At 45.2% G+C, this 25,059-nt stretch carries 23 protein-coding genes, 1 other RNA gene and 3 pseudogenes; 13 read left to right on the top strand and 14 right to left on the bottom strand.

Annotation, left to right across the window (positions count from 1 at the left end):
* Positions 1–402 (top strand): hypothetical protein (locus ACLGGO_RS18885; protein ID WP_446420470.1); only part of this gene is annotated, 402 nt, incomplete at its 5' end.
* 103 nt (positions 403–505) lie between these two features.
* Here the strand turns inward: ACLGGO_RS18885 and ACLGGO_RS18890 are convergent.
* A pseudogene (locus ACLGGO_RS18890) lies at positions 506–625 on the bottom strand (phosphate ABC transporter substrate-binding protein); the annotation flags it as partial.
* A gap of 136 nt (positions 626–761) precedes the next feature.
* Here ACLGGO_RS18890 and ACLGGO_RS18895 point away from each other — a divergent pair.
* Positions 762–1,178, top strand: a complete 417-nt coding sequence (locus ACLGGO_RS18895; RefSeq protein ID WP_446420471.1) for a hypothetical protein — start codon at positions 762–764, stop codon at positions 1,176–1,178.
* Positions 1,179–1,196: 18 nt separating this feature from the next.
* Here the strand turns inward: ACLGGO_RS18895 and ACLGGO_RS18900 are convergent, their stop codons facing one another.
* From ACLGGO_RS18900 to ACLGGO_RS18915, 4 genes are all read right to left on the bottom strand, one after another.
* A complete protein-coding gene (locus tag ACLGGO_RS18900; RefSeq protein ID WP_446334111.1) occupies positions 1,197–1,427 on the bottom strand; it encodes a hypothetical protein in 231 nt (76 codons plus the stop codon).
* Positions 1,428–1,456: 29 nt separating this feature from the next.
* Positions 1,457–2,371 carry a tetratricopeptide repeat protein gene (locus ACLGGO_RS18905; RefSeq protein WP_446420472.1) on the bottom strand — a complete coding sequence of 305 codons (915 nt, stop codon included), beginning with the start codon at positions 2,369–2,371 and terminating at the stop codon, positions 1,457–1,459.
* Positions 2,372–2,606: 235 nt separating this feature from the next.
* The gene (locus ACLGGO_RS18910) at positions 2,607–3,932 is read right to left on the bottom strand and encodes a DUF1822 family protein (protein ID WP_446420473.1); all 1,326 of its coding nucleotides are present in this window, start codon (positions 3,930–3,932) and stop codon (positions 2,607–2,609) included.
* Positions 3,929–5,455, bottom strand: coding sequence for a hypothetical protein (locus ACLGGO_RS18915; protein ID WP_446420474.1), 1,527 nt, complete (start codon positions 5,453–5,455; stop codon positions 3,929–3,931). Before ACLGGO_RS18915 ends, ACLGGO_RS18910 begins: the two co-directional genes overlap by 4 nt.
* Positions 5,456–5,797: 342 nt before the next feature.
* Between ACLGGO_RS18915 and ACLGGO_RS18920 the strand changes: the two genes are divergently transcribed.
* Positions 5,798–6,364: a zeta toxin family protein gene (locus ACLGGO_RS18920; RefSeq protein ID WP_446334115.1), complete on the top strand. Its 567-nt coding sequence runs from the start codon at positions 5,798–5,800 to the stop codon at positions 6,362–6,364.
* A 1-nt stretch (position 6,365) separates the two neighbouring features.
* The gene (locus tag ACLGGO_RS18925) at positions 6,366–6,554 is read left to right on the top strand and encodes a hypothetical protein (protein ID WP_446420475.1); all 189 of its coding nucleotides are present in this window, start codon (positions 6,366–6,368) and stop codon (positions 6,552–6,554) included.
* Positions 6,555–6,880: 326 nt separating this feature from the next.
* Here the strand turns inward: ACLGGO_RS18925 and ACLGGO_RS18930 are convergent, their stop codons facing one another.
* Complete coding sequence (locus tag ACLGGO_RS18930; protein ID WP_446420476.1) at positions 6,881–7,192, bottom strand: hypothetical protein; 312 nt, start codon at positions 7,190–7,192, stop codon at positions 6,881–6,883.
* 168 nt (positions 7,193–7,360) lie between these two features.
* Entirely contained in the window at positions 7,361–8,644 is a 1,284-nt protein-coding gene (locus ACLGGO_RS18935; protein ID WP_446420477.1) for an NACHT domain-containing protein, read from the bottom strand.
* Positions 8,645–9,106: 462 nt separating this feature from the next.
* Here ACLGGO_RS18935 and ACLGGO_RS18940 point away from each other — a divergent pair, with 462 nt between their 5' ends.
* The 3 genes and pseudogenes from ACLGGO_RS18940 (at position 9,107) to ACLGGO_RS18950 (ending at position 11,921) form a co-directional block, all read left to right on the top strand.
* On the top strand, positions 9,107–11,038 hold the full coding sequence (locus tag ACLGGO_RS18940; RefSeq protein ID WP_446420478.1) for an AAA-like domain-containing protein: 1,932 nt from the start codon (positions 9,107–9,109) through the stop codon (positions 11,036–11,038).
* Positions 11,039–11,118: 80 nt separating this feature from the next.
* Positions 11,119–11,295: pseudogene (locus ACLGGO_RS18945) on the top strand (6-pyruvoyl trahydropterin synthase family protein); the annotation flags it as partial.
* Positions 11,296–11,426: 131 nt separating this feature from the next.
* Entirely contained in the window at positions 11,427–11,921 is a 495-nt protein-coding gene (locus tag ACLGGO_RS18950; RefSeq protein ID WP_446420479.1) for a hypothetical protein, read from the top strand.
* A gap of 102 nt (positions 11,922–12,023) precedes the next feature.
* Here the strand turns inward: ACLGGO_RS18950 and ACLGGO_RS18955 are convergent, their stop codons facing one another.
* From ACLGGO_RS18955 to ACLGGO_RS18965, 3 genes are all read right to left on the bottom strand, one after another.
* The gene (locus ACLGGO_RS18955) at positions 12,024–13,238 is read right to left on the bottom strand and encodes a DUF4336 domain-containing protein (protein ID WP_446420480.1); all 1,215 of its coding nucleotides are present in this window, start codon (positions 13,236–13,238) and stop codon (positions 12,024–12,026) included.
* A 235-nt stretch (positions 13,239–13,473) separates the two neighbouring features.
* The gene (locus tag ACLGGO_RS18960) at positions 13,474–14,349 is read right to left on the bottom strand and encodes a Uma2 family endonuclease (RefSeq protein ID WP_446420481.1); all 876 of its coding nucleotides are present in this window, start codon (positions 14,347–14,349) and stop codon (positions 13,474–13,476) included.
* 60 nt (positions 14,350–14,409) lie between these two features.
* Positions 14,410–15,000, bottom strand: coding sequence for a DUF6940 family protein (locus tag ACLGGO_RS18965; protein WP_446334123.1), 591 nt, complete (start codon positions 14,998–15,000; stop codon positions 14,410–14,412).
* A gap of 244 nt (positions 15,001–15,244) precedes the next feature.
* Between ACLGGO_RS18965 and ligA the strand changes: the two genes are divergently transcribed.
* A complete protein-coding gene (ligA, locus tag ACLGGO_RS18970) occupies positions 15,245–17,296 on the top strand; it encodes an NAD-dependent DNA ligase LigA (RefSeq protein ID WP_446420482.1) in 2,052 nt (683 codons plus the stop codon).
* A gap of 172 nt (positions 17,297–17,468) precedes the next feature.
* On the opposite strand, the gene ACLGGO_RS18975 is transcribed toward ligA, so the two are convergent.
* Together ACLGGO_RS18975 and ACLGGO_RS18980 are read right to left on the bottom strand one after the other, a co-directional pair.
* Positions 17,469–17,936: a hypothetical protein gene (locus tag ACLGGO_RS18975; RefSeq protein WP_446420483.1), complete on the bottom strand. Its 468-nt coding sequence runs from the start codon at positions 17,934–17,936 to the stop codon at positions 17,469–17,471.
* A 7-nt stretch (positions 17,937–17,943) separates the two neighbouring features.
* Positions 17,944–18,387: a hypothetical protein gene (locus tag ACLGGO_RS18980; RefSeq protein WP_446420484.1), complete on the bottom strand. Its 444-nt coding sequence runs from the start codon at positions 18,385–18,387 to the stop codon at positions 17,944–17,946.
* A 195-nt stretch (positions 18,388–18,582) separates the two neighbouring features.
* Between ACLGGO_RS18980 and groL the strand changes: the two genes are divergently transcribed.
* Positions 18,583–20,256, top strand: coding sequence for a chaperonin GroEL (gene groL, locus ACLGGO_RS18985; RefSeq protein WP_446420485.1), 1,674 nt, complete (start codon positions 18,583–18,585; stop codon positions 20,254–20,256).
* 106 nt (positions 20,257–20,362) lie between these two features.
* Here groL and ACLGGO_RS18990 read toward each other — a convergent pair whose 3' ends face one another.
* Entirely contained in the window at positions 20,363–21,031 is a 669-nt protein-coding gene (locus ACLGGO_RS18990; RefSeq protein WP_446420486.1) for a class I SAM-dependent methyltransferase, read from the bottom strand.
* A gap of 67 nt (positions 21,032–21,098) precedes the next feature.
* Positions 21,099–21,357: pseudogene (locus tag ACLGGO_RS18995) on the bottom strand (thioredoxin family protein).
* Between the two features lie 100 nt (positions 21,358–21,457).
* On the opposite strand from ACLGGO_RS18995, the gene ACLGGO_RS19000 reads away from it, so the two are divergent.
* The 4 genes from ACLGGO_RS19000 (at position 21,458) to rnpB (ending at position 24,991) form a co-directional block, all read left to right on the top strand.
* On the top strand, positions 21,458–22,669 hold the full coding sequence (locus ACLGGO_RS19000; protein ID WP_446420487.1) for a hypothetical protein: 1,212 nt from the start codon (positions 21,458–21,460) through the stop codon (positions 22,667–22,669).
* A complete protein-coding gene (gene corA, locus ACLGGO_RS19005; RefSeq protein ID WP_446334130.1) occupies positions 22,670–23,818 on the top strand; it encodes a magnesium/cobalt transporter CorA in 1,149 nt (382 codons plus the stop codon).
* Between the two features lie 77 nt (positions 23,819–23,895).
* Positions 23,896–24,507 carry a hypothetical protein gene (locus ACLGGO_RS19010; RefSeq protein WP_446420488.1) on the top strand — a complete coding sequence of 204 codons (612 nt, stop codon included), beginning with the start codon at positions 23,896–23,898 and terminating at the stop codon, positions 24,505–24,507.
* A 55-nt stretch (positions 24,508–24,562) separates the two neighbouring features.
* An RNA gene (gene rnpB / locus ACLGGO_RS19015) (RNase P RNA component class A) lies at positions 24,563–24,991 on the top strand.
* The last annotated feature ends 68 nt before the right edge of the window (positions 24,992–25,059 follow it).

Genomic DNA, 25,059 nt, shown 5'->3' on the forward strand with positions numbered 1-25,059 from the left:
CTGGACAATCGGGTGCAGTTAATCGGTGATCCTCAATCAGAAGGGGGAATTTACTTCCGTAAGTCCGATGGCTCTGTTGGCTATCGTAATGTTGATCAAAACATTAATAAAACCTTTCCTGGTATTACCGCTAAACAGATTGCTGTAGGTAAAAATGGGCGACTGTGGGCAATTACCACGGATGGACGTTGGGCGCGTTGGGCACCGGATCCTTACACCCGTTGGGATGTTTATAACGATCTGGACAATCGGGTGCAGTTAATCGGTGATCCTCAATCAGAAGGGGGAATTTACTTCCGTAAGTCCGATGGCTCTGTCGGCTATCGTAATGTTGATCAAAACATTAACAAAACCTTTCCTGGGATTGTGGCAACGGATTTAACTGTTTCTGATCCGGCTTAAACGTTCAGTGAGCAATCATTGATATCTGTGGGGTGGGCTACCGCCCCATTTTTTGTTAGCTTCTAGTTTAAACATTTTCTGCGTTCACGCTTCATGCTCCCACTCAATTTCCTGCTGATATCAGTTGCTTACCTTGGGGTGAATTCGCATAACCCAAGAAAGCTTGAACGGCTGGATTCGCTGGGTTTTTGTAGACGTAATAGAGGGTTCGTTGATAGGGATAGATGATAAAAGACGAATTATTCCCACTGTAGGGTTAAGGTATTATCGGGATTTAACTTCACGCGGAAGCGAATGACACGCTACACAGGGTTAATTTCACTCTAAGATAAAGAAAGTAGCGATCGCAATTCTGGTTCATGTCTTTTACCTATCCTCCCGCAAACCTACCATTTCAACGCCTGCGCGATGTGCGTGGGGCGCTGCTGCAACTGCATAAAGCACTTCTCGACTCGGAACGCGATATGTATGAACGGTTTCATGGGCGTATTCGTTCAAAAGGAGAGTTTTTTCAATTGGTTGTCCAAGATGAATGGTTTAGTTGGCTACGCCCTTTCTCTCAATTTATTGTCCAGATTGATGAAGCGTTGAGTGCAAAAGAGCCGATAACGTTGCATCAGGCAAATGAACTGTTAGACGAAGCCCGTTCTCTGGTTTCTCCTGATGAAGCGGGGACAAATCGAGAGCAACGTTACTATCAAGCGATTCAACGTGACCCAAATATTGCCCTGATGCATGCTGATGTGTCAAGACTGCTTTCGAGAAGTAGGCGTTAATTGAATCGGGTGTTTCCTTTAAAACTTGTCTTGATAGTAAATTTGGATTAAATTTTCCAATTTATCGTCAGGACAACATTCAATCAACGCTTCAAATACCTCTAGCAATTTTGCACCACTTTCTCCTAAGGTTGGACTCAATCCCCAAACATCCTGTACCCAGTCTTGAGGACGTTCATCGCTAAAAATTAAACGTTCCAGGAGTTGCTTGGCTTCGGTTTTGGAGATGGGTTCGTTGCCATTGGTCATTGATCATTCCTGATTGGGGAATTGACGAGTTATTGTTCAAGTGTTTCCATTTGATAACGGGTGGCTCTAATCCCTTCTGAATCATCGACTTGTTCAAAAATGGCTAAGGCTTTTTGATAAGACTCTTGCGCCATTTTCACTTGTCCCTGCTGGCTATAAACTGTACCAATATTGTACAAGGTTATGGCTTGCGATCGCGGAATGTTTAGTTCTTCAAAAATCGCTAATCCTTGCTGGTGAGACTCTAACGCCTCGGCATACTGATTCATCTTACCGTAGGCTAATCCTAAGTAATCCAGGATGATGCCCTCTCCCGGTTTATCCTCAACTTCACGATAAATGACTAAAGCATCTCGGAGAAAGGGTAAGGCTTGTGCATCTTGATCTTGTGCCAGATAGGCGATGCCAATATTGCCCAAAACAATGCCTTCACTGCGGCGATTGCCGATGTCTTGGAAGAGTTTCAGTGATTTCTGATGATGAGCGATCGCATCATTGTACTGCTGTAGATTGTTATAGGCGAGTCCCATATAATCGAGGATGATGGCTTCCTCCTGGCGATCGTTAATTTCTTGGGCAATCTCTAACGCCTGCTGATAAGCCTCTAAGGAGTTCTCGTACTGGTTGAGACTGTCATACACTCGACCCATTTGCGTCAGAGTCATCACTTTTCCCTGGGGGGCTTTGACTGTCTCAAATAACGCTGACGCCTGTTGCAGTCGATTTAACGCCGCCTGCGCTTGACCCTGCTGATACAGATCACGTCCTTCCTTTAGCAACTGTTCGGCTTCATTAACCTGATCTTGAGGGGTTTGTGCTTGTACCTGCGTCGATAGAGACACAGACATAGAAGGAGATAGGGAAATCGGCGATAGGAATGTCAACAGCAGCGTCGCTGTCGCCAAGCTGAGTGAGTTAAGTCGTTGGGGTAAGGACAAATACATGGGGCTAAAACAATAGTCTACGAGATCGAGCAGATGACACCAGAACAAGGCAGATGACAGAAGCAGAAGGCAAAATTTAACAATCGCCTTGGCTTAAAATCTAAGTAACCCTAAGCTCAAGTCGCCTTTAGACGACTACATAAGAGTTTTAGTCCATTTTAACAGTAGCTCTTAGCCGCGAGTTTGAACTTCGGGCGGATGCTTCAGGGCTTGACCTATTCCATTATGCCTAATCCTAGAGATTGAAACCAAAGGCAGGCAGGGTGTGTTCAATATCCGATCCTAAACGAATCGTGACGCTAAATGTCTCTTGCCTCGTTCCCACTACACTGGTAAAGAAATAGGAACTACTTGCATCTAACTCTTGTTCGACTAAAATCGCTGTTTGGTCACTAATCCGTAATGTTAAACCTTCTGGGAAACCCGTTGGGGACTGTGTGCCTAAAATGAGCAGTAACGCCCATTCGGGGACTGTTCCAGATAATAGGGGCCACGTTATCGCATACAAGCGTAGGGGTGTGTCTGCTACCTGGAGATTATGATACGCCCCCTTAGCTTGAGGCGGAATCTGGAGATTATTATACTCCAGTTGTTGCACGATCGCATCCAATTCGGCGGTAGGCGATCGCATGGCGCTAGCTGGGGTTAAACTAGGCAGGAGTTGCCAGGAGAGTTCTTGGGCGAGTTCGTCTAATTCATCCTGTAACCAGCGTCCCACATTGATCACGTTTCGGGTTAATCGGCTGAGTAAATCAGATAGGTAGTTCTGTAGGATAGATTGGCTTTGGGGATCTGTTTGCAATTGATACAGCCAGGTGCGTAACTCAGAACGGGTTAGCACTAGGGTAGCTTGTTCCCAGGTTAAAATCTGCCACAGTTGGAACGCCGGAGACTGGAATTGGGGGAGTTTGGTTTCGAGTTGCGATCGCTTATGGGCAAGTTGCAGGCGGCGATCATTGGGTATTGGGGGGAGGGGAATGGCTCTGGGGTTTAAACAGCGTAATTCTAATAATAGATGATTCGGGTCGCAATCAAAGGCATTGAGGGGGAATGAATAAGTCCAATCATCCTCAACCGCTAACCCCAGAGTATCCCGTTGTTCGATTAGCTGGGGATAGGAGAGAAACCCTTTAACCACGGCTGTTTCTTCTTCCTCTTGTACGTCTACGACGACGTAGAAATGGGGGATAAATTCGGGGATATCGACAACGGTTCTGGGTAAGGATACCTGATCATCGATGAGGCTACCTTGGGCAATCAGACAGAGGTTAAACCCATTTACATTAAGATGGCAAACGGCTTCAATGAGATTTGCTGTAGCCGGATCGAACAGGGACGTGCGATCGCGATTTACCGTTAACTCACAACTGCGTTCGGCTAACCATTCCTCGAAACCAAATAAAGCTAAAGCATTAAGATAAGTTTGCCATTGGCGTTGTTCGTTGGCAATGGGTTGGGCGAGGTGAATGGCTTGATTAATCGCATCGTCAGAAAGTTGGATGGTTTCAATGGCGAAAGCGTCACCATCAAGCCCCGGTTGAGTCGTTGAGTAGAAAGTCATGATACATTACTCCTGTTATCCAGATAAAGGCAGAGTCTTTGGGTAAAGAGACTGTGGGTCTTATGATGGCGTTCATGGGTGGCGGTACTAGCTTCTGTCGCCGCGTCTTCGATCACCTGGGTTACTTGTTGCGCGATCGCGTCTTGAATCTGTTGATGAATGGTTTGCAGGCGTTGGATAGTGGTATAGCGTTGGGCTTCCTCCAGGATGCGATCGCTTAAATAAACCAGTAACTCCCGTTGAATATCGGCGCGAAAGGCTTTCAGTTTCAGTAGACGGCTAACTTGAAATTGTCCTTTATAGTTAAAGTTTCGGGCAATATCGGACATGGATTGTCCTTGACAGTGAAACAGATGCAACGCCGTGAGAAACTGTTGGGCTTTCTGGGAATCTCGGCGCTGTAATTTCGTCGTGCGATCGCGAGTTATTTGGGCGATGGCTGTATCTAAACCCTGAAGAAATTGTTGGCGATAGGCGGTTAAAAATTCGCTTTGTTCATCGGGTGTGGGTTCAGAATAGGGAATATCTATAGGTTCATTCGGGGTTGCATCCAAAGATTGGCTTTTTAACATCCCACCGCGTACATAAATTCGGTAGTCACGCAGTCGAGAGGCGATGAGTTGCAGTTGGCTGAGGAGGGTTTCGGGGCGTAGGGGAAGGGAGAGACATTGCGCCATTTGCTGTAATTGTTCGGGGGTGGGGGGGTGACATTTTCCTTTAACTCCAGCGAGACGTTGTTTTAGGCGTTGGCTGCGGTAGACGGCGTGATAAGCATCGAGAAGCTGTTGGGCGCGTTGAATTTCCGGTGGGGTTAACTGGTGAAACTCGGCGAAAATACGGTGTAGTTGTTTGGGTTTGGTATCGTTTAGGATTGCCCAATCACTAACTAGATAAATCCCATGTTCAAGTAGAAACTGATTTAGGGGTTTATGGTGTTTCACTCGACGAGTTGTCCAAGTGGCGAGGCTGCTTTGTTCGGGGTCAAAACTCTGTAAGATTTCATCCAGGAAGGATTGGTAGGTGGGAGAATGGCGGTGGGGTTTACCGATGTCTTCGTCTAAGACAAAGGGTAATAAATCGGTACTGGTAAAGCCATGTTCCGCACCAAACCGACTAGCTAACCCCCGACAAACGTAGTCAATTTGTCCAGACATAAAGCATTTGAGGCAAAGTTGAGCCATACTACTCTGATCAGCTCCCCCTGCTCCCCCTGCTTCCCCGGCTCCCTCTGCTCCCCCAGCTCCCTCTGCTCCCTCTGCTCCCCCAGCTCCCCCAGCTCCCCCGGCTTCCCCTGCTCCCCCAGCTCCCCCAGCTTCATGCATCCAGTACCAGAGTTGACGCTGAACCTGGGTATCTGATACCTGAGTATCTGGGGTAAAATCAGGGAATGATTCCAGGAAAAATGCCTTAGCTGTGGTAATTTCCCGGACTTGGCGTCTCCCGGCTGCATCAATCGCGATCGCACTCCAATATCGGGAGGCTGTATTAGTAGGGATTCTTACGGCGCTCAATTCGTTGCTCATCACTCGTGTATCAGGGGCTACGTGGGCGAGGATATCGTCTCAAGGGTTGTACCTCCATAGTTTAAGATTGATTGGCGAGAATCAAGGGTTGTTCAGTCGGATCTAACTCTAAGCGACTGGAACTTATGCAGAAGTCTCAACTTAAGCCCTGGCGATTAAAATCGCGGCTATACAAACTTTCGTCCGCCTACGCGGACTAATGAGATAAGCCAGAGATAATAGATAGGGCATGGCAATGCCATGCCCCTACCACCGATTAGAAATCATTGATTCGGTAGGGACACGATATTATCGTGCCCTGATTTAGCTACAGGATAAAACCATTACTACAAACTCAATCTAATGCCTGAACTTTATATGATTAGTGGTGCCAACGGCTCAGGAAAAACCACAACGGCTTTAATCGTATTACCCAACTTTTTAGACGTTTTTGAATATGTTAATGCCGATGCCATTGCAACTGGACTCTCCCCTCTCAATCCCGAATCAGTTGCCATCCAAGCTGGACGCTTAATGGTAGAGCGTTTACGCATTTTATCAGATTCTGGCGCTAACTTCGCCTTTGAAACAACTCTCGCTTCACGTACCTATGCTTCATTTCTAAGAAACTGTAAAACTAAAGGCTATACCATTAATCTCATTTATTTCTGGTTAAAATCCCCAGAATTAGCCATCGCAAGAGTGCGGCGGCGGGTGGAGAGTGGAGGACATTCTATTCCGAAAGATGTAATTCGCCGACGCTATGAAAGAGGACGAAAAAACTTGGTTGAGTTGTTTTTACCTTTGTGTGATACCTGGAGGATTTATAATAACTCTAGTGAAGTCCCTCAGTTAATTGCTGAATGCGGCATTAACCAGGAACCCGTTATCTATGATCAAGACATTCTTAACCAAATTCTAGGAGGTTAATATGAGTGAACCTAGTTCATTATCAGAGAAAATTGATGCTGGAGTCAAATCCGCCGTTGCCCAAGCCATTGAAAGACACCGCAGGCTCGGTCAATCGATTAGCATTTGGCGGGATGGAAAAATCGTCACCTTAACAGCAGATGAGATTCCGCCGATGCAGGTAGAAACGCCTATAAAAAAGAATGACTAGCAAATTTTATGGTATCGCAAAAATGGGAATATTCGCCACCTTTACCTGTCTTTTTTGATGTATAAATCAGGGCGAATTTTACCCGAAATAATATAACCTATTGTAGGGGCGACCTGCTGTATAAATCAACAACACCCGTCCTCTCAATTTTATCGGATCACTCTTTTTTTAAGAATTTTTCTACATAAACTTCACGAAACGACCAAATAAGCATTGGTAGCTCAAACTTGAAGTCTGTATTTTTTTCTGTGCGTATAGAGTAATAGTGAGTATTTTCCATAGGTTTTAATTTGGTTGTTTAAATCCTGTTGTAATCATTGCCAAGGTCAGTCTTGAAATTCACCTGGATTAAGCCTTCTCATAATCTCAGCAATTCTAGCTATGTGGTCTTTGTCAGCCGCTTCAAGGGTTATCACGAGTCTGAAGAGGTCTTGCTCAGATCGAGACTTTCGACCCGGAATCACTTCCTTTTGACGCTTTGTGACTGCTGCTAGAAAATGGATATTCTCATCTTGCGATGTGCCATAAGTTCGTTTTTCATCATTAATCCAAACTTGATCACTGACCTGTAATCCAGGGTCAAAGCCGTATGTAGCAATGCGTTGCGTTGTGTATTTTTCGTCTTCTGTTGCATCCACAAGTTTTAGTGGTATTACGAGTTCAATGACACACTCAAACATATTCTTTTTTAGCTGTACACAGAACTCCATTATAACCTATAACATACAGAATGATTTAGCGTTAGCAACTGTTGAACTGGGTTTGGTTACCCTGCTATCGGTTCAGAATTAGCATGTGACATTAGTCTAAAGTCCAACATCCCGTAATCGCTGCGGCTTATACCCAATCACGCGAGAGGTGACAATCACCTGCACATCTGGATACTCATTGGTGAAGCGATGAATATCAGTAATCACATCCTCTCGTTTTCCCGGATCAAATACCTCATCCAAGCCATCAAACAACATCAACACATTCCCCGCTTTTAACTGTTCCTGGAGTTGATGCTGATTCAGATGGCAAATCGCCCCACTACTTTGATGCAAAAACTCTAAGAAATTCTGGCATTGTCCTAAATCCCGATTCCGCATATAGGTGCGTAATTCAATTAATACCGGAATCGCTAGAGAAATCGCATTCTGTAGGGGCGACTGGGCATACATTAATGCCAGATATTGTAATAACGTAGACTTCCCCGAACCCGGATCACCTAAAATCACCAGATAGGGATAATTTCGTTTATCATTAATAACATCCAAAACCGACTGTATCGGCGCTTCTGAATAGACCCGTTGATAGCGGTCTAATTCCCCGAACTGAAAATCGGGATCTAATTGATCCGTCTCCCGCGATCGCAGCTGATATTCCTTGGGCAATTCATACACTTGCGGCAAAACTTCATGGACTTTTCGCACGTTTTGTGCTATAAATATTCGCCATAACTTCAGGGCATTATAAGCACAGCCTGTGGTATCCAAACTATCTAATCGGAGATTGCCATAGGATTCTCGTAAACCCTCCTGATAGCGGCGCAAATCAAACTCTGGTATAATCCCCGCAGACTCCTGAGTATAGCGTGCGATCGCGTCCAACTTCTGGGAATCCAAAATCTCCCGCAACTCAGGCGATTCCCGGATTAACGCCTTGACTTTTCTGAGATACCGCTTCCCCACCTGTTCCCAATCAAAATTTTCAGGGAGCGATCGCAGGTTAAGCTGATACCATAGATTCCCCAACCCCTGCGTATCCAAACTCGAACACTCATCCTGAAACCCACTCCCCAGAATCCCCTTCACCGATGAATTGTGAATAAACTTAGTTAACCCTGGAGAATACTCCTCCACCTCCACCTCTGACACCTCAGCATCTTCTAACTCCTGCTGAACCAACACCAGAAACTCTTTCAAGGCTTTCCCGACAACCGTGTTCAGCGTATCGTCCTCAAAACACCCAGAAAAATCCCGAATACAATCCTTAAGAAAATCTTTAGTGTAATCTTCCAGCGTTCCCTTCGCCAGAGGCGTTAACACCTCCCGAAACACAAAGCCAGTAACAGAATAGACACCCCAAGCCGCAAACCAATCCAGCATGACTCTCCCATTCGTCTCTATTTTGGATCGAGTATAACTTTGAAGGAGAGTTCTAATTTCTTGTAACACTTTGGCATTGAGGAATCCCATCAATCACTCCACGGATAAACCCCCCTAGCTATCGCCGTCCCCCCTGACTAATACCAAATCCGGGTTAGCTACCCCCGTTATAACCCAGTCCGCGCAGGCGGACTTTGTTTGTGTAGCAGCGATTTCAATCGCCTCCTCTTGCTATCTATTCAACCGGACTTAATATTACTTGTAAGACAGCAACGCCACAGTTTATGCTTTAATGGTAAAAAAATCAGCATAAATTGATTCGCTTTCTTATTCAGCACTTTTAGTCAAAAAATTCAGAACTTTCACTGAACCTAACCTTCAGATTATTCAAAAAATTCAGAAAATTCAGAAAATTCAGTTTTATGCTAGCGTAGTCATCAGAGGTAGGAATTGGAATGCCAGATGGCAGATGTAGATGTCATAAAACTGCTCGAATTGGCAGATCACTGGATTGCCCAGAAGACAGGAAGCGTACTTAACGATGCCCAAAAGACTATCCTGAGTCAAGCCTTAGCCGGCAAAAAACTCAAAACCATTCAAGTCATGGGCTATAGCCAGAATACCGTCCAGCGAGATTTAGCGCCCAAGTTATGGAAACAGTTATCTGAAGTCACCGGGAAACGAGTTACAATAAAAAGTTTACGTTTAATCCTCGAAGGATTACCAGACGCAGATACCGACAAGTCCAATACTCTGACCCCCCCACCACCTCTCCCCCTGAGTACAACCACATTCCCATCCCCCATCTGGGAATTACCCGGAGGACAGCTTGATTTAGCCTCACCCTGCTATGTCGAACGTCCAGGGGATGAATCTCGCGCCTATGAAGAAATCAGTAAGCCAGGAAGTTTGATTCGGATAAAAGCGCCACGACAAATGGGTAAAACCTCCCTAATGGTGCGATTACTGTATCACGCCGAACGACAAGGATGTCGGTCTGTCGCCTTAAACTTTGAATTAGCTGAACGGGAAGTCTTTGCGGATTTAAATCAATTCCTGCAATGGTTTTGTGCTACCGTTACCGATGACTTACACCTACCCATTCAGTTAGAAAACCGTTGGAGTAAGTTTCTGGGCAGTAAAAAAAACTGTACCAATTATTTTGAAAAGTATCTATTACCCACACTCAGAACTCCCCTGGTTTTAGGACTCGATGCCGTAGACCGAATTTTCCCTCACGAACATGTCGCCGATGACTTTTTCGGCTTACTTCGGGCTTGGCATGAAAAGGCAAAACAACATGAAATTTGGAAAAACTTTCGCCTGATTATTGTCCATGGGACAGAAGTTTATATTCCCCTAAGTAATGACCAATCCCCCTTTAATGTCGGATTACCGATTGAATTATCCGAATTTGACGCCCATCAGGTGGAAGATTTAGCCCAGCGACATAGTTTAGACTTCACTTGGAATGATGTCAAACAACTGATGGCAATGGTAGGCGGACATCCCCATCTCATCCGATTAGCATTGTATAAAATTGCCCGTCAGGATATTACCTTAAGTAAACTTCTAGAAGACGCCCCTACTGAAACCGGAATCTATGCAGATCATTTGCGCTTACATCGCTGGCATTTAGAGAAACATCCCGACTTAGCCGACGCCCTAACCCAAGTTCTAGAAGCCAATCGCCCGGTGCAGCTAAAAGGCGCGATCGCGTTTAAACTCAATAGTATGGGATTAGTCTATCTGCTGGGAAATCAGGTGAGTATTCGCAACGATTTATACCGCCAGTATTTTCGCGAACGACTGCATCTCGAAAAACTTCAAAGTCAAGACACAAAAGAATACAGAGGCAGAATCATTCCCCATTCTCTGGGGGATAATGTCCTAGCCGCTATTGTCTTTACCGATATCAAAGACTCTACCCAAAAGCAGCATGAAAACCAGCAACCCACCCTAGCCGCCATTCATCGTGATCTCAAACTGATGACCAAATTATGCCACCAATTTGAAGGAGAGGTTCTCAAATCCATGGGCGATGGATTACTCATGTACTTTGTCTCCGCCGTTAAAGCCGTTGATTGTTCCCAAACTATTCAAAAAACCCTCTCCCTCGCCGCCAGAGGATTACCTACCCAAGAGGTATTACAGCATCGCATTGGCATTCACTTAGCCGATGTCTTTTTCAACGGAACCGATGTACAGGGAGATGGCGTCAATATTGCCGCCCGTTTACAATCTCAGGCAAAACCAGGTGGAATTTGTATTTCCTGGATAGTGTATGAAGCGGTCAAAAATCATTTGCAATTACAAATTACTAACAGTGAACATCGCCTCTTAAGAGGAATTGACGAACCCATGTTGTTATATCAAATCAGCAGTGAGATCTGAAATAGTGTTAATTTTTGAGTGTTTAATTTTAAGTTCTGAGCCTTCACAACCTTCGGGAAACCTAATTTTTATTTATGTGTAGGGGCGGGTTAGATCACGGAATTCTTAATGAAATATTACCAGAGGGATATGAAACCACCGCAGAAATGATCGCTCAATACATTTATGACGAAACCAAAAAACGCATTCCCGAAGGCGTACAACTCAAAGTTGCTGTCTCAGAAACACCGAATAGTTGGGTAGAATATGAGGAATAAAATTTTAAGTGGACTCACAATAAATTTGGCTACAATAAAAACATACTCGTGTAATATCGATTACTGATTTTTCAATTCTTGTAGACAAAAAAATCACATTAAATTCGTTAAAAAATTTATTTAGAAAACTGATGCTTCAAGAAAGATATGAATTGTGCTTAACGGCTAAACAACGAGAAACGATTGAATCGAATATGTTAAAACAAGTTGCCATTCTAATGGCAATAGTTGCCACACAAACCACTTATAGCCTTATGGCGCGATCGCAAGTCGTGGATCGGCGATCGCAATATCAGGAAACCAACGTTGCTGACTTTATCCAGCGTAATAATATTAACGATATGAATCCGCGATCGCTAGCGGGACAACTCCTCAGTCGTCCCGAATCTCTTGAAGGAAGACAGCAAGAGGATATCATGATCAACTATGCCCTAAACCGAACCGAAGATCCGACAATTGTTGAGTATACCACCATCGGACTAGCCGATGATTCTGTTCGCAGTAAACGTACCCGTATTGAACTAAAATGGCAACAGAATGGTTGGCAGATTACTTGGGTTGGTTCCCAGTTTCAATGTCATTCAGGACGAGGGCATCAAGACTGGTCAAAGGAATTGTGTTATTGATATTCGTCAACTTGACAGCGATTGTGAACCCACATTATTTCCCCCAAAAGAGGATCAACTGGACTCAATTTATGACTGTAGACATCATGAGCTTCATCGTATCTAGGAAACGGGTGGTAAAATACCCCGTCGCTTTAACGTTGCTTCGATTTGCCTTAAAAGTTCAAAATCATTATCTGGTAACGGATGATTGTCTTGATTCCCGCCATTTTCACTAACCTTTAAATCCGGTTCCAGGAACCCAAACGCTTGACGAAACTGATCCGAATTTGCCGCAATTGAACCCTCAAAATGGCAGGAAATAATCCGTTCAAAATCCCAACTGGCTACCTTATCCACCCAGTTCAAAGTTTCTTTGGGGGCGCGGTTGAGAATCAGAGTTTGTAGAATTGGCGCGACAAAGGGACGCCCATTTCCCCGCAAGGCGTCAAAGGATTTCTGCCAACCGGGTTTCCATTTGAAGGGAAATAAACCGAAATAGGCTTGCTTTGACCAATCCGGTGCCTTTCTCGCCTCCCGTAATGCCTGAGTGAAGGGTATTGTGTCCAAGGCGCTGGGGCGGAAGTAAAATGCAAACAGTGAGATGCGTTGCCATCCCTTGCGGCGAGTCATCGGATTATCGATAACGATATCTAAGGCATGATCTCTGGCGTGGAATAATAAGGGATAGGGATCAAGTTGCGCGATCGCAGGGGGATCTTCGGGTACACTAACTACAGTATCCGTCACCAGTAGCGTGCGCGATCGCTTGTACACAAATCCCACTTCGGCAAAGAGTCCCAATCCCAAATCCACAGGACCGAGTAAGGCATAATCAAATTCATCCGCAAAAGGAGTTTGGCGACTATCTGCGGGTAAAACATGGGTACGCTTACTCGGAAAACCCAGCCAACTCAGGGGCAAATTCAGAGGATAACTCCACTGGTGCGGCGCAACAAAAACCTGGGCTTGGGGAAACTTCCGGGCAAACGGACCCACAAAAACCTTATGCTCAATACCCGAAACCGTGGGCAGAATGATATATTTAACATCACCATGCTCTGCCACCAATTCCTGAACCAGCCGGATACATTCCGGAGTTGGTGCAACAGGCGCATAGACCAACAAACCCCCAGCATCCAGCTTAATCACCGTCATGCGAATGGGTACAACCACATAGAGAATGCCCTGAATCTGGTCAAACGTCCAAATCCTATTCTTCACCACTTCCACACGGATAGTTCGTCGTTTGCCATAAGGATACAGGGGTACAGGAAACCAAAAGGACCATGACCAGTCTTGAGATAGGATGCTCGGATGACCCTGGTGTTCCTGCATCTGCGGTTCATTCCTCCTGTATTTTCTGAAGACTCAATTGGTTGGGCGGGAATTTTACCCTATTATTCTACAACCGGAAGCGCCCCCACCAAAACGCTGTACGTCACGACAGCAAAAATGCTTTATCGTAATTTCCCGTCTGATGCGGTATCGAAAAGGGCGCACGCTGCGTGCGCCCCTACAGTTCATTAATCTATCAATTTAGGTGTGCCACGCCACGACATCTCTACTCTATCTATTCTGAATCCGGGTCAATGCCCATGGCTCTTAATCGTTCTGCCAATCTTGCTGCTTTTTGCTCGGCTTGTTCGGCGCGTTGGCGTTCTTGTTCGGCGCGTTGGCGTTCTTGTTCGGCGCGTTGGCGTTCTTGTTCGGCACGTTGGCGTTCTTGTTCGGCACGTTGGTGTTCTTGTTCGGCGCGTTGACGTTCTTGTTCGGCGCGTTCTTCACCAATTAACAAAAGATTGCCTTCACTATCCCACCAACGCAGCCAATATTGAGTTTGATTTTGATAAGTCCCGTGCCAAAGTCCCAGTTCTACTCCTAAGGGCGTAATCGGATAGTGACCCCGTTCATTCGGTTGGAGTTTTTGATAAGAAAAATTTAGCCAATTATAAACCTCAAGTTTTCTATTTTTGACTTCAAAAATGCCATAGTAGGGAATGCGGATAATCCGTTCATACACCCAGAATTTACCGGGTTTAGTGGTTTCTCCTTCAGCGGAAACTGATAAGGGTGTAGCATCTCGTTCCTCGTCTCCATTGCCACTGGCAAATTCTAAGGCAATCATTGGTGCCATTAATTCCCGCCAGAGAACATAAGAACGACGGATTTCACCATTCAGTAATGGGGGAACATTGGGAACATAGAACCAATCGGGAGCCTCTGCACCTTTTTCTGGGGGTTCGGTTTCGCGCCAGTAGATACCGCAGTCTTGCCCAATAGCATAGTCACCATCGGGATGGAGTTGCTGCAAAACTAGACCAATGGAATCGGTCAAAATTAGGCTTTGAGGATGTTCTTGGAAATTCTTCACAAACGTACCATCAGATTCGGGTAGTTGGGTATGGTCAGGAAAGGCAGGGGGGAAATCAATTTTAGTTTGAGTCATGTCTTAATCACAGGTAACAGAGAATCTACTCAATTTCAGTGTCTTATGTCAGGGTAAAGTTTAAATAACTTTGTATGGTTGGTAAGTGTAGTACTTCGGTCGTGAATCTAGCCGGATATGCAACCAATACACCCCTAAACCAGAGGTGCTTAACCAGGTGGGATGCTCATCAAGCCGTTGTTCTAACGCTGACCCCACATTTTGCCACAAGGCGTGCTGCTGATGTTCGGGTGCCTCACGCATAAAAGCCGCCAGATGGCAGTATGGAGAGGTAGAGGCTTGTGGACAAGGAACAACCAGCAACGCATCGTTTCCCAGATTCGGAAAAGTAATAATTGACTCGTTCTCTCCTGCGGCGGCAAAATGGCGGGCAAAATCACTGGGATCAGCTTGTACATTTGCCAGGTATGGACTATCAACTAGAACAAACTCGAATACCTGGTTTACAGTCGCGTCGCTGATAGCCGGTGTTTCCCAGAAAAAGGCGGAAAATGGAGCATCGGCGAGTAGGGAGATGAAGAATGCCCGAAAAGCTTGATTATGCTGCCATAGCTGGATGATTTCTGAGTAGAGAATTGGGTTACTATTGGACAGAAGAGAAATCTTCTGAATCCGACCCGCGTTTAGTGACTCGACAGATGATTTCCACATTGAGAGTTCCGGTATTCTGTTTAATGATTATACAAGTCGCTTATTTACCGAGTATAACCGCTGAATTTTATTAAAGATTAGTTAAATGAATTGAGTATTTTTGGATGCTGTTCAGTGCGGGTAAACGCCCAAGTTTATGTGGTTTTTTAACGCAGAGGGACGCAGAGGGAAAGCGCAGAGGGACGCAGAGGGATTGGAAGTATTGGGAATAAGATTTTATAGAATGACGAAGGACGAAGGACAAATGACGAAGGACGAAAGACAAATGACCCATGTCAAGCAGCGGGTTCAAGAACTGCGAAACCTCCTGCAACAAGCGAGTTATGCCTACTATGTCCTCGACAATCCCATGATGGAGGATACCGTCTATGACCAACTCTATCGGGAACTGCAAGACCTAGAAACCCAGTATCCTGAATTAGTTACGCCGGATAGTCCGACTCAGCGCGTGGGAGAGAAACCTGCATCAGAATTTTCCTCGGTTCGCCATAATATCCCCCTCTATAGTTTAGAGAATGCGTTTAATTTAGAGGAGTTGGCGAAGTGGCAAGAACGGTGGCAACGTTATGCGCCGGATATCAAGGAGTTTGCATACATCTGTGAACTGAAGATAGACGGTTCCGCGATCGCACTCACGTACAAAGACGGTATATTGGTGCGGGGAGTTACACGGGGCGATGGTGTCACGGGGGAAGATATTACCCAGAATATTCGCACGATTCGCTCGATTCCTTTACGGTTAAGTACGGAAACACCGCCGCCAATTGTAGAAGTGCGAGGCGAGGCATTTTTGCCCTTGGATGTGTTTGAAGGGATTAATCGGGAACGAGAAGCCGCAGGGGAAGCGTTATTTGCCAATCCTCGGAATGCGGCGGCGGGTACTTTGCGGCAATTAGATCCAAAAATAGTCGATCGCAGACAGTTGGATTTCTTTGCCTATACCTTACATCTTCCCGGATCAGAGGAACTGGAAACAGTGCCAACGCTGAACTCCCAATGGGAAGCTTTGGAATTTCTGCGTGATTTGGGATTCCGGGTGAATCCCCATCGGAAACGTTGCGCGTCTCTAGCAGAGGTGGAGGAGTATTATCAATATTGGGATAGTCAACGGCGTGGTTTACCCTACATGACTGATGGGGTTGTGGTTAAGCTGAATTCGTTTTCGCTACAAGAACAATTAGGCTTTACCCAAAAGTTTCCCCGATGGGCGATCGCACTCAAGTATCCCGCCGAAGAATCCCCCACACTGGTGCAAAATGTTACAGTTCAGGTGGGACGAACTGGGGCGTTAACTCCAGTGGCGGAACTCAAACCCGTACAGCTAGCCGGGACAACGGTTTCACGCGCTACTTTACATAACCGCGATCGCATCAAGGAATTAAATCTTCATATCGGTGATACCGTCATTGTTCGCAAAGCCGGGGAAATTATCCCCGAAGTCGTGCGGGTGCTTCCAGAATTACGTCCACCCGATGCTAAACCCGTACAAATGCCTACTGATTGTCCGGTGTGCCATCAACCCGTCGTGCGTCCCCCAGGGGAGGCGGTAACCCGCTGTATTAATGCGTCTTGTCCCGCGATTGTCAAAGGTTCACTCAACCACTGGGCAAGTCGTAGTGCATTGGATATCAACGGGTTAGGAGAAAAGCTGGTGAATCAGCTTGTTGATTCCGGTTTAGTCCATTCCGTTGGGGATCTTTATCAACTTACTTTAGATCAGTTAACCTCTTTAGAACGAATGGGTGAAAAATCCGCTCAGAAATTGATTCACCAAATTGAACAGTCCAAAACTCAACCTTGGTCAAGAGTTTTGTATGGTTTAGGGATTCGCTATGTGGGTACTGTGAATGCTCAAATTTTAGCGCAACAGTTTCCTAGTGTAGACCAATTAGCCGCAGCCCGTATTACTGATATTGAAAGCGTCTATGGAATTGGATCGGAAATTGCCCAATCGGTTTATGATTGGTTTCAAGTTCCCAGTAATCAGACCTTAATCAATCGACTGCGAGAGGCAAATTTGCAACTGACGGGTGAACTAAAATCCGTGTCTACAGAAGCCACATCTCAACCGTTGCAGGGGAAAATCTTTGTGATTACCGGGACATTACCCACGTTGAAGCGAGATGAGGCAAAAGAATTAATTCAAAAAGCTGGCGGGAAAGTAACCAGTTCAGTGAGTTCTAAAACGGACTATTTGCTCCTTGGTGAAGATGCCGGATCTAAATTAGAAAAAGCCCAAGAATTAGGGATTAATCAAATCAGTGAATCTGACCTTTTACAATGGTTAAATGAATAGGTAATAAGTCAATTGTAGGGCGAGTTTAGGGACAATTGTAGGGGCGGGTTTAGGGAATCAATTCAGCTAGTCACCGATAACGGAACAAAAAAAACCGCCATCTTCACCAATAACGGAACAAAAAAAACCCGCCCTCCCCACCGATAAAGGACGAATGACGAATTGATAAACTTCAGCTTAAGTCTTGGAGCGCTTGCTCCCAATCCCAAACACTTATCCCTTCACCTTGAAAGCGCGATATGTGTTTAATGTTTGTTGTGACAATTACCACTTCATCAAAATTGTCTAACTGAAAGATTGCTTGGGCGACAAGGATGACATCGCCATCTAAGCTATCATTACTTGCAGTAGGTTGACCTTGGTTTCGTACCCACGCCCATAATTCTGAGGCTTTTCGCATTGTTAAAGAAGTCAGGGGGATAAAGCGGGGAGGTTTGCTGATCTGATTGAGACGATCAATACTCTTTCGTTTTCCAGACCTTAATAATTCGCGTCTAAGTTCATAGTCGGCTATTTCTGGAACCCGTAAAGCTGTTTCCTGATTTTGTAAAGATTGCAACCAATTGATGACATTTGGTTTTATCCTCGGATGTACAACCTGACTCAATGGATGAGTATCTAACAATACAGCTCTAGTCATCTGAGTTTTACAAGGATAACCGATTATGATTTAGACCCGCCTCAATTTGAGGATAGGTTTCTTCATCGTATCCCGACTCATCAGCCATCCAGCCATTGACCAGTTCGATGACATCCTTTAGGGAATTATCTTCCGTTTCTGGGAGTGAAGATTGGTCAATGAAACTCAGACTATAATTAACACTTGGATCGTTCGATATTTTCGAGATTGTATAGGCTGAATCAGTTATTTTTTCAAGTTTTGCCAAAATATCTCGACAAACATCTCGATAAAGAGATACTGGAATATTATCCTTACGAATATTCTCGGTATTCAATAAATCTTTTGATTTCATTAAGGTATATTTGGATTGAATCAAACTATCGATTTTTGTCCTAGCCTCTAACAACTGCTCTAGAGAAAGGGCATCCAGTCGTTGAATAATTTCGTCAAGAGGTTTGGTTTCTGTCATAACAATTAAAAAGCAACTCGACTCTCTCTATCCTAACGGGGACTGAGTTTCAGCGCTGACTCCACACCACCTCTTACCCTCCTACCTCCTGCTTCCTGCCTTCTACCGTAATAACCGAACCGCACCAGAATTAGCACTCGCGTAACAAGAGTGCTAAATTTGCTAATGGAGTAACGAGTAAGTATTGGGAACCCTATGGCAAAAATCGTTTCGTTTAACGAAGAATCACGGCGAGCTTTAGAACGGGGAGTCAATGCTCTAGCAGATGCAGTCCGGATTACCCTTGGACCCAAAGGGCGGAATGTGCTGCTAGAGAAGTCCTTTGGCGCTCCCCAGATTGTTAATGATGGTATCACCGTCGCCCAAGAAATTGAACTGGAAGACCCCTTAGAAAATACGGGTGCGCGACTGATTCGAGAAGTCGCATCCAAGACCAAAGAAATTGCCGGCGATGGTACCACAACCGCTACCGTTCTGGCACAGGAGATGATTCGGCAAGGACTCAAAAACGTTGCAGCTGGTGCCAATCCAGTGGCTGTACGTCGAGGGATTGAGAAAACCATTAATCATCTGGTTAAAGAAATTCAGTCCATGGCTCAACCCGTCGTTGGCGATGCGATCGCGCAAGTCGCCACCGTCTCCGCCGGGAACGACGAGGAAGTCGGGCAAATGATTGCCGAGGCGATGGACAAGGTAACCAAGGATGGAGTAATTACCGTAGAAGAGTCAAAATCGCTCTCCACTGAACTTGAAGTCGTGGAAGGGATGCAAATTGACCGGGGTTATCTGTCGCCCTACTTTGTCAGTGATCAGGAACGGATGACGGTGGAATTTGAAGATTCCTATCTCCTGATTACTGATAAAAAAATTAATAACATCCAAGAATTAGTTCCCATCCTGGAAAAAGTTGCCCGTGCCAGCAAACCCTTACTGATTATCGCTGAAGATGTCGAAGGGGAAGCCTTAGCCACCCTGGTGGTAAACAAAGCACGGGGGGTTCTCAACGTCGCCGCCGTCAAATCGCCAGGATTTGGCGATCGCCGCAAGCAGATGCTGCAAGATATTGCCGTTCTGACTGGGGGTCAGCTCATTTCCGAAGAAATCGGTCTCACCTTAGATACCGCTTCTACTGATATGCTGGGAACGGCGCGGAAAATCACCATTGACAAAGACTCAACCACCATTGTCGCCAGTGGTGACACCAAGTCAGAAGTGGAAAAGCGCATTACTCAAATCCGCAAACAGCTTGACGAAACCGATTCTGACTACGATAAAGAGAAACTGCAAGAGCGGATTGCTAAACTTGCAGGTGGTGTGGCAGTGATTAAAGTGGGTGCCGCCACAGAAACAGAACTCAAAGATCGCAAACTGCGGATTGAAGACGCCCTGAATGCCACCAAAGCCGCGATCGATGAAGGGATTGTTCCTGGTGGTGCAACCACGTTGATTCGCTTAATTTCTAAGGTTGATGCCATCAAAGCTAGCCTGGATGCTGAAGAACAAATCGGTGCGGATATTGTTGCCAAAACCTTAGAAGCCCCCCTGCGTCAGATGGCAGATAATGCTGGGGTTGAAGGTGCGGTGATTGTCGAGAAAGTCCGAGAGAGCCAAGGCAATATCGGTTACAATGCGGCAACGGGCAAGTTGGAAGACTTAATTGCTGCGGGTATTCTCGATCCCGCTAAAGTTGTGCGTTCAGCACTTCAGAATGCCGGTTCCATTGCCGGGATGGTTTTAACCACCGAAGCCCTGGTTGTCGAGAAACCTGAGCCGAAGTCCGCAGCGCCTGACATGGGCGGCATGGGCGGCATGGGCGGCATGGGCGGCATGGGTGGCATGGGCGGCATGGGCGGCATGGGTATGATGTAGTCCTCACCCATCTCCTATAGTTCATGACTGAAGCAGCTTGTCTAGTTGGACAGGCTGCTTTTTGATTAATGATTGGAAATGTCTACTCCAACCATCTGCTGTGATCCTAGTTGTCTTTCTTGGTTGCTACACCAATAATCTGTGGGCTAACAATCCCAGGAATGTCTGCTCGAAAATGCTGGTAATCCACTCGCTCAAACCCCGCATTCTCCAATGCTACCCAGGTTTCGCGATCGGGACGGCAACCATCACCCAGAATTTTCCATAAGGGTTTCACCCAATATTGTACCCGCCGCAACCTCGTACCCTCTGGCGCAGCCACATGTTCGAGGAAAAAGAAGCGTCCACCAGGCTTGAGAACCCGTAAGACTTCCTGTAACGTCGCGGCGAGACTATCCACTGAACACAGGACAAGGGTGCTGACAACAGCATCTATACTGTTATCCTCGACATCCAATCGTTCAGCGGTTCCACGGCGAAGGTCAATGTCTAAGCCAAGGCGTTCTGCTTCTCGTCTCAGATAGGAATGCATAAATGGGTTCGGTTCAATCCCAATCCAATGGATGTCGGACGGATAATAGGGTAAGTTAGGACCCGTACCAGGACCAATTTCTAAAACATTACCATGCAAGTCAGCAAATAAGGCTTGCTTCTGGTCAGTCATTTGGGCTTCGTACTTGGCAGTACCGTGAGCCATCAGCCAAGCAAACAGACGTTTGTACCAGTTTGGGGAATCGTGAATTTTTGATTCTACAGATTGCGTCTTAGTTGTCATTTTTTGTGTTTGAATCTGGTGGTCAATTTCTATGTTTTAAGAGTGAAGATGCTTCAAAAGCCTCTTTCTACAGGGGCTGACCAATGCCAGCCGCTTGGAGTTTTTCTCGATTAGGCTTGCCCCTGAGGACAAGTGTTCCGTTGATAGCGATCGCGCGCGGGAACTGCATTGACTCCATACTGCTGGGCTTTCTCTGTTGAGGTACTCTCTCGTAGGTCATAGATCGATACCTCACAACTGGGACAAGTCAGTTCTTGCACCAACTTAACTGTTTCATTGCACAGAGAACAGTCAGCCGTAAAAATCTCAACTTGACGTTTGGTCATGATATTCACCAAGAACTCTCTTGGCTCCTATTATTAAATTTGCCGATCGCCTATTTTTTGAGTAACACTGGATGAGACGATGGCAGAGAAGGATTAAACTATGCTCGTATTTTTTATTCATGGTGTTGCCACATCCAACGTCAGATATGCCGAGCCACTACAACGTCTCATTCAGGAAGAGTTTGATCAACTAGGAGAATCTCGTCCCCATTTTTATTCTTGTTTTTGGGCAAATGTCCTAAAGGATGTTGGCAAGATATGGAACTGTATTCATCAAGACTTGCAGGAACTTAAGAGAGAATATCCCCAAACTAGCCCAGATGATATTTTCCGTTATCGAGAATTTCGGGAAGGATTCCTATCAGAGTTCGGCGGAGATTTTTTAAGTTACCTAAATCCTGAACGCGGTGCTGCTATCAGAAAGCTGATTGCCCAACAGCTATCCGATTTCCTGACTAAGAATCCCCAAGAAACAGAACTCCATATCATTACCCACTCGCTGGGAAGTGTTATCCTATGGGATATCTTATTTTCCGATAGATTCAGCACTGAAGACCCAGCTCATGATATTCGAGCCGTGATTCATGGCTTGAGCGAGTCTGGAAACATCAGAAAAGTGCATCTTAAGAGCATAACAACAATGGGATCACCCATTTTATTCCTGAATATGATGTTAGAGGTTAGTCCAGACAAACTTAAACAATTTGCCAATCGTTATCAAAACCAACCGCTAAGATGGCGGAATATCATTCATTCCTCAGATTTGGTTGCTTATCCGCTGCGGTCAAGCTTAAATCTCCAACTCTCTGATAACATCTTTTTTCGAGATGAATATATCTCGACTGATGCCAATCTAGCTGAAAAAGCTGCCCGTGCTGTTGGTCAATTTGAAGCAGCACTTGCATTAGGTGTCGCTGATGCTCATGGTTCTTATTGGCATTGTTCCCAAACTGCTAATATAGTTACGTCTAATATGCTGGGAAGTCAAGGAATTATCCGAGATGTGATTAATCGTTTAGATAAAGTTCGCGGCATGACTAAGAAGATGTTGGATTTTACCAAAGATAGTCCGACCAATAGAACTTTACAGTCGCTCAATTTTCCAGATAAGAGTGGAATCCTATACCTCGTTGTCAATCCGGTTAAAGTTCATTATATTTATGTTTATGATGATAAAGATAACTGTAAATTTGCTGGATATGTAGGTTGGATGGATACTGATGGATTAAAACAAGAAGTTGAATGGATTAAACTAAATCTTTGTGCCAAGTCACGGAATAATCCTTATCCTAAGTATAAAAAGGAGCGCTAAATGACACAACGACGTTTCCCAGGGGGCAGGTTAGCCACAAAATCAGATGATGACGATGACGACGAAGATCTATTTGAGTATTTCTATGATAAGCCAGGGAGTCTACCGGGAACCTTAAGCATTGATGAAGATGCTTGTCCATCATTCATCGTTCTGATTGACTACAACGAAAGCCACGCCAATCGCGTCACCAATTTAACCCCAGACGCCTGTATACCTTACCTGACAAGTGACTCTGTATCTTGGCTTGATATTCAGGGGTTAGGCAGTGAAGATATTTTATTAAGTGTGGGACAAATTTTTGGGTTACATCCCCTGCTATTGGAGGATGTTGTTAATGTTCCTCAACGCCCAAAATTGGAGGATTACAACGACCAGTTACTGATTATATCCCAGATGGTCATGCCTAAACCCACAGAAGATGGGTTCTGGATTGAGCAAGTGAGTTTTATCTTAGGGAAATCCTATTTGCTGACATTTCAGGAGGAACCAGAACGGGATTGTTTTGAACCAGTACGCGATCGCATTCGGGCAAATAAGGGTAAAATACGTCAAGCGGGTGCGGATTATCTGGCTTATGCGCTCTTAGATGCGATCATTGATGGGTTTTTTCCCGTACTAGAAGACTATGGGGAACGCATTGAGGCTTTAGAGGATGAAGTGATTCTCAACCCTAGTCATCAAACTCTGGAGAAAATTTACCAGGTTCGTCGGGAATTACTGGCGTTACGCCGTTCGATTTGGCCCCAACGCAGTGCGATTAATTCACTAATTCGCGACGGTAGTGATTTGATTAGTTCAGATGTTCGTATTTATCTCCGGGACTGTTATGACCATACAATTCAGGTTTTGGATATGGTGGAAACCTATCGGGAATTAGCTTCAGGTTTGATGGATGTTTACTTGTCCTCAGTTAGCAATAAAATGAATGAGGTGATGAAAGTATTGACCGTAATGTCAACGGTTTTCATTCCAATCACCTTTATCGCTGGGGTTTATGGGATGAACTTCCAATATATGCCAGAATTAACCTGGCGTTGGGGATACTTTGTCTGTTGGGGAGTAATGATCACAATCGCGGCGTCTCTCTGCTTCTTTTTTTGGCGTCGCGGCTGGTTCAAGGATTCTCGATTAACCAAGCCTGATTAGTGTCATCCGTTAACTGTTGACTAATAACTTTTCACGAGTTGCTTGCCTGTTGTGTATTGATTAGGGGTTATAATTTTATGGATTTAGCTACCGAAGTTGCCAGAAATGTATTGGTATTAACAATTTATTTTATTGTAGTCGCCTTAGTTTTTAACCGAGCCTTTCAATCCCTAGATAAGCTCGTAAACTTTGAAACTGATTCCGCCTATCTCAATAAGGAATTATCCGCCAACAAGCTACAGGATATTCTGAACGTAAAATTTTCATTCGCTGAGAAATACGAATTGGATGAACTGCACCGATTATGCATGAGTATTGAAAATAAATCTAAAGATGTTTTCGTTGAAATTGATTGGAAACAGTGCTTTATTAGTGATTTTGATAAACGGATACGACGAGCTATTCGCGTGATTCCCGGCAAAAATGAGGCAGCCGCTCAGTCACCAAGTACGATTCTTCCCGGTCAAACTCTAAAAGAAGAGATCAGCGATGAAAAGATCGGTTCCCCCCTTTTTGATCCCAAAAAGCTGCAAGCAGCAGCTGACAAAACCGACTATTTTTACTTGCGCTTATTCTTGAAAATATCGGAGGCAAATGTAGGTGGACGTTCCTGCAACCTACGCTGTCAGTTCATTGCCAAAAATCTGTCTTGGCAAAAAGCACTAGCCCTCGCCTTGCAACCCAAATAATTACGGTTATCTGCTTCAATAAATAGCCCACAGCGGTTAAAATAGAGAATAAGGAGAGAGTCGGCGCAGGTGGTTGCGGATTCACCCTAACGGTGAATCTGAGGAAAGTCCGGGCTCCCGAAAGACCAAACTTGCTGGGTAACGCCCAGTGCGGGTAACCGTGAGGATAGTGCCACAGAAACATACCGCCAATTTGTCATGAGTCACTAGTCTTAATGTCTATAAAAAAGCACATAAGACAAAGGACAATTGACAAATTGGTAAGGGTGCAAAGGTGCGGTAAGAGCGCACCAGCAGCATCGAGAGGTGCTGGCTCGGTAAACCCCGGTTGGGTGCAAGGTCGTTAGGAACTACGGTTGGTCTTTTACCAGTTCCTGCTTAAAGAGCCGCTAGAGGCGTCTGGTAACAGACGTCCCAGATAGATAACCACCCTCCTAGTAGTTAGCTAGGAGAACAGAACCCGGCTTACGTCCGACTCTCTCCCTTCTAGTCATCAGTCTATTGTAGGGGCTCTTTTCACTGATAACGTTTGACAAAAACCAATAACTTAAC

The organism is Coleofasciculus sp., assembly GCF_046565525.1.
In the GTDB taxonomy this organism is placed as follows: Bacteria; Cyanobacteriota; Cyanobacteriia; order Cyanobacteriales; family Coleofasciculaceae; genus Coleofasciculus.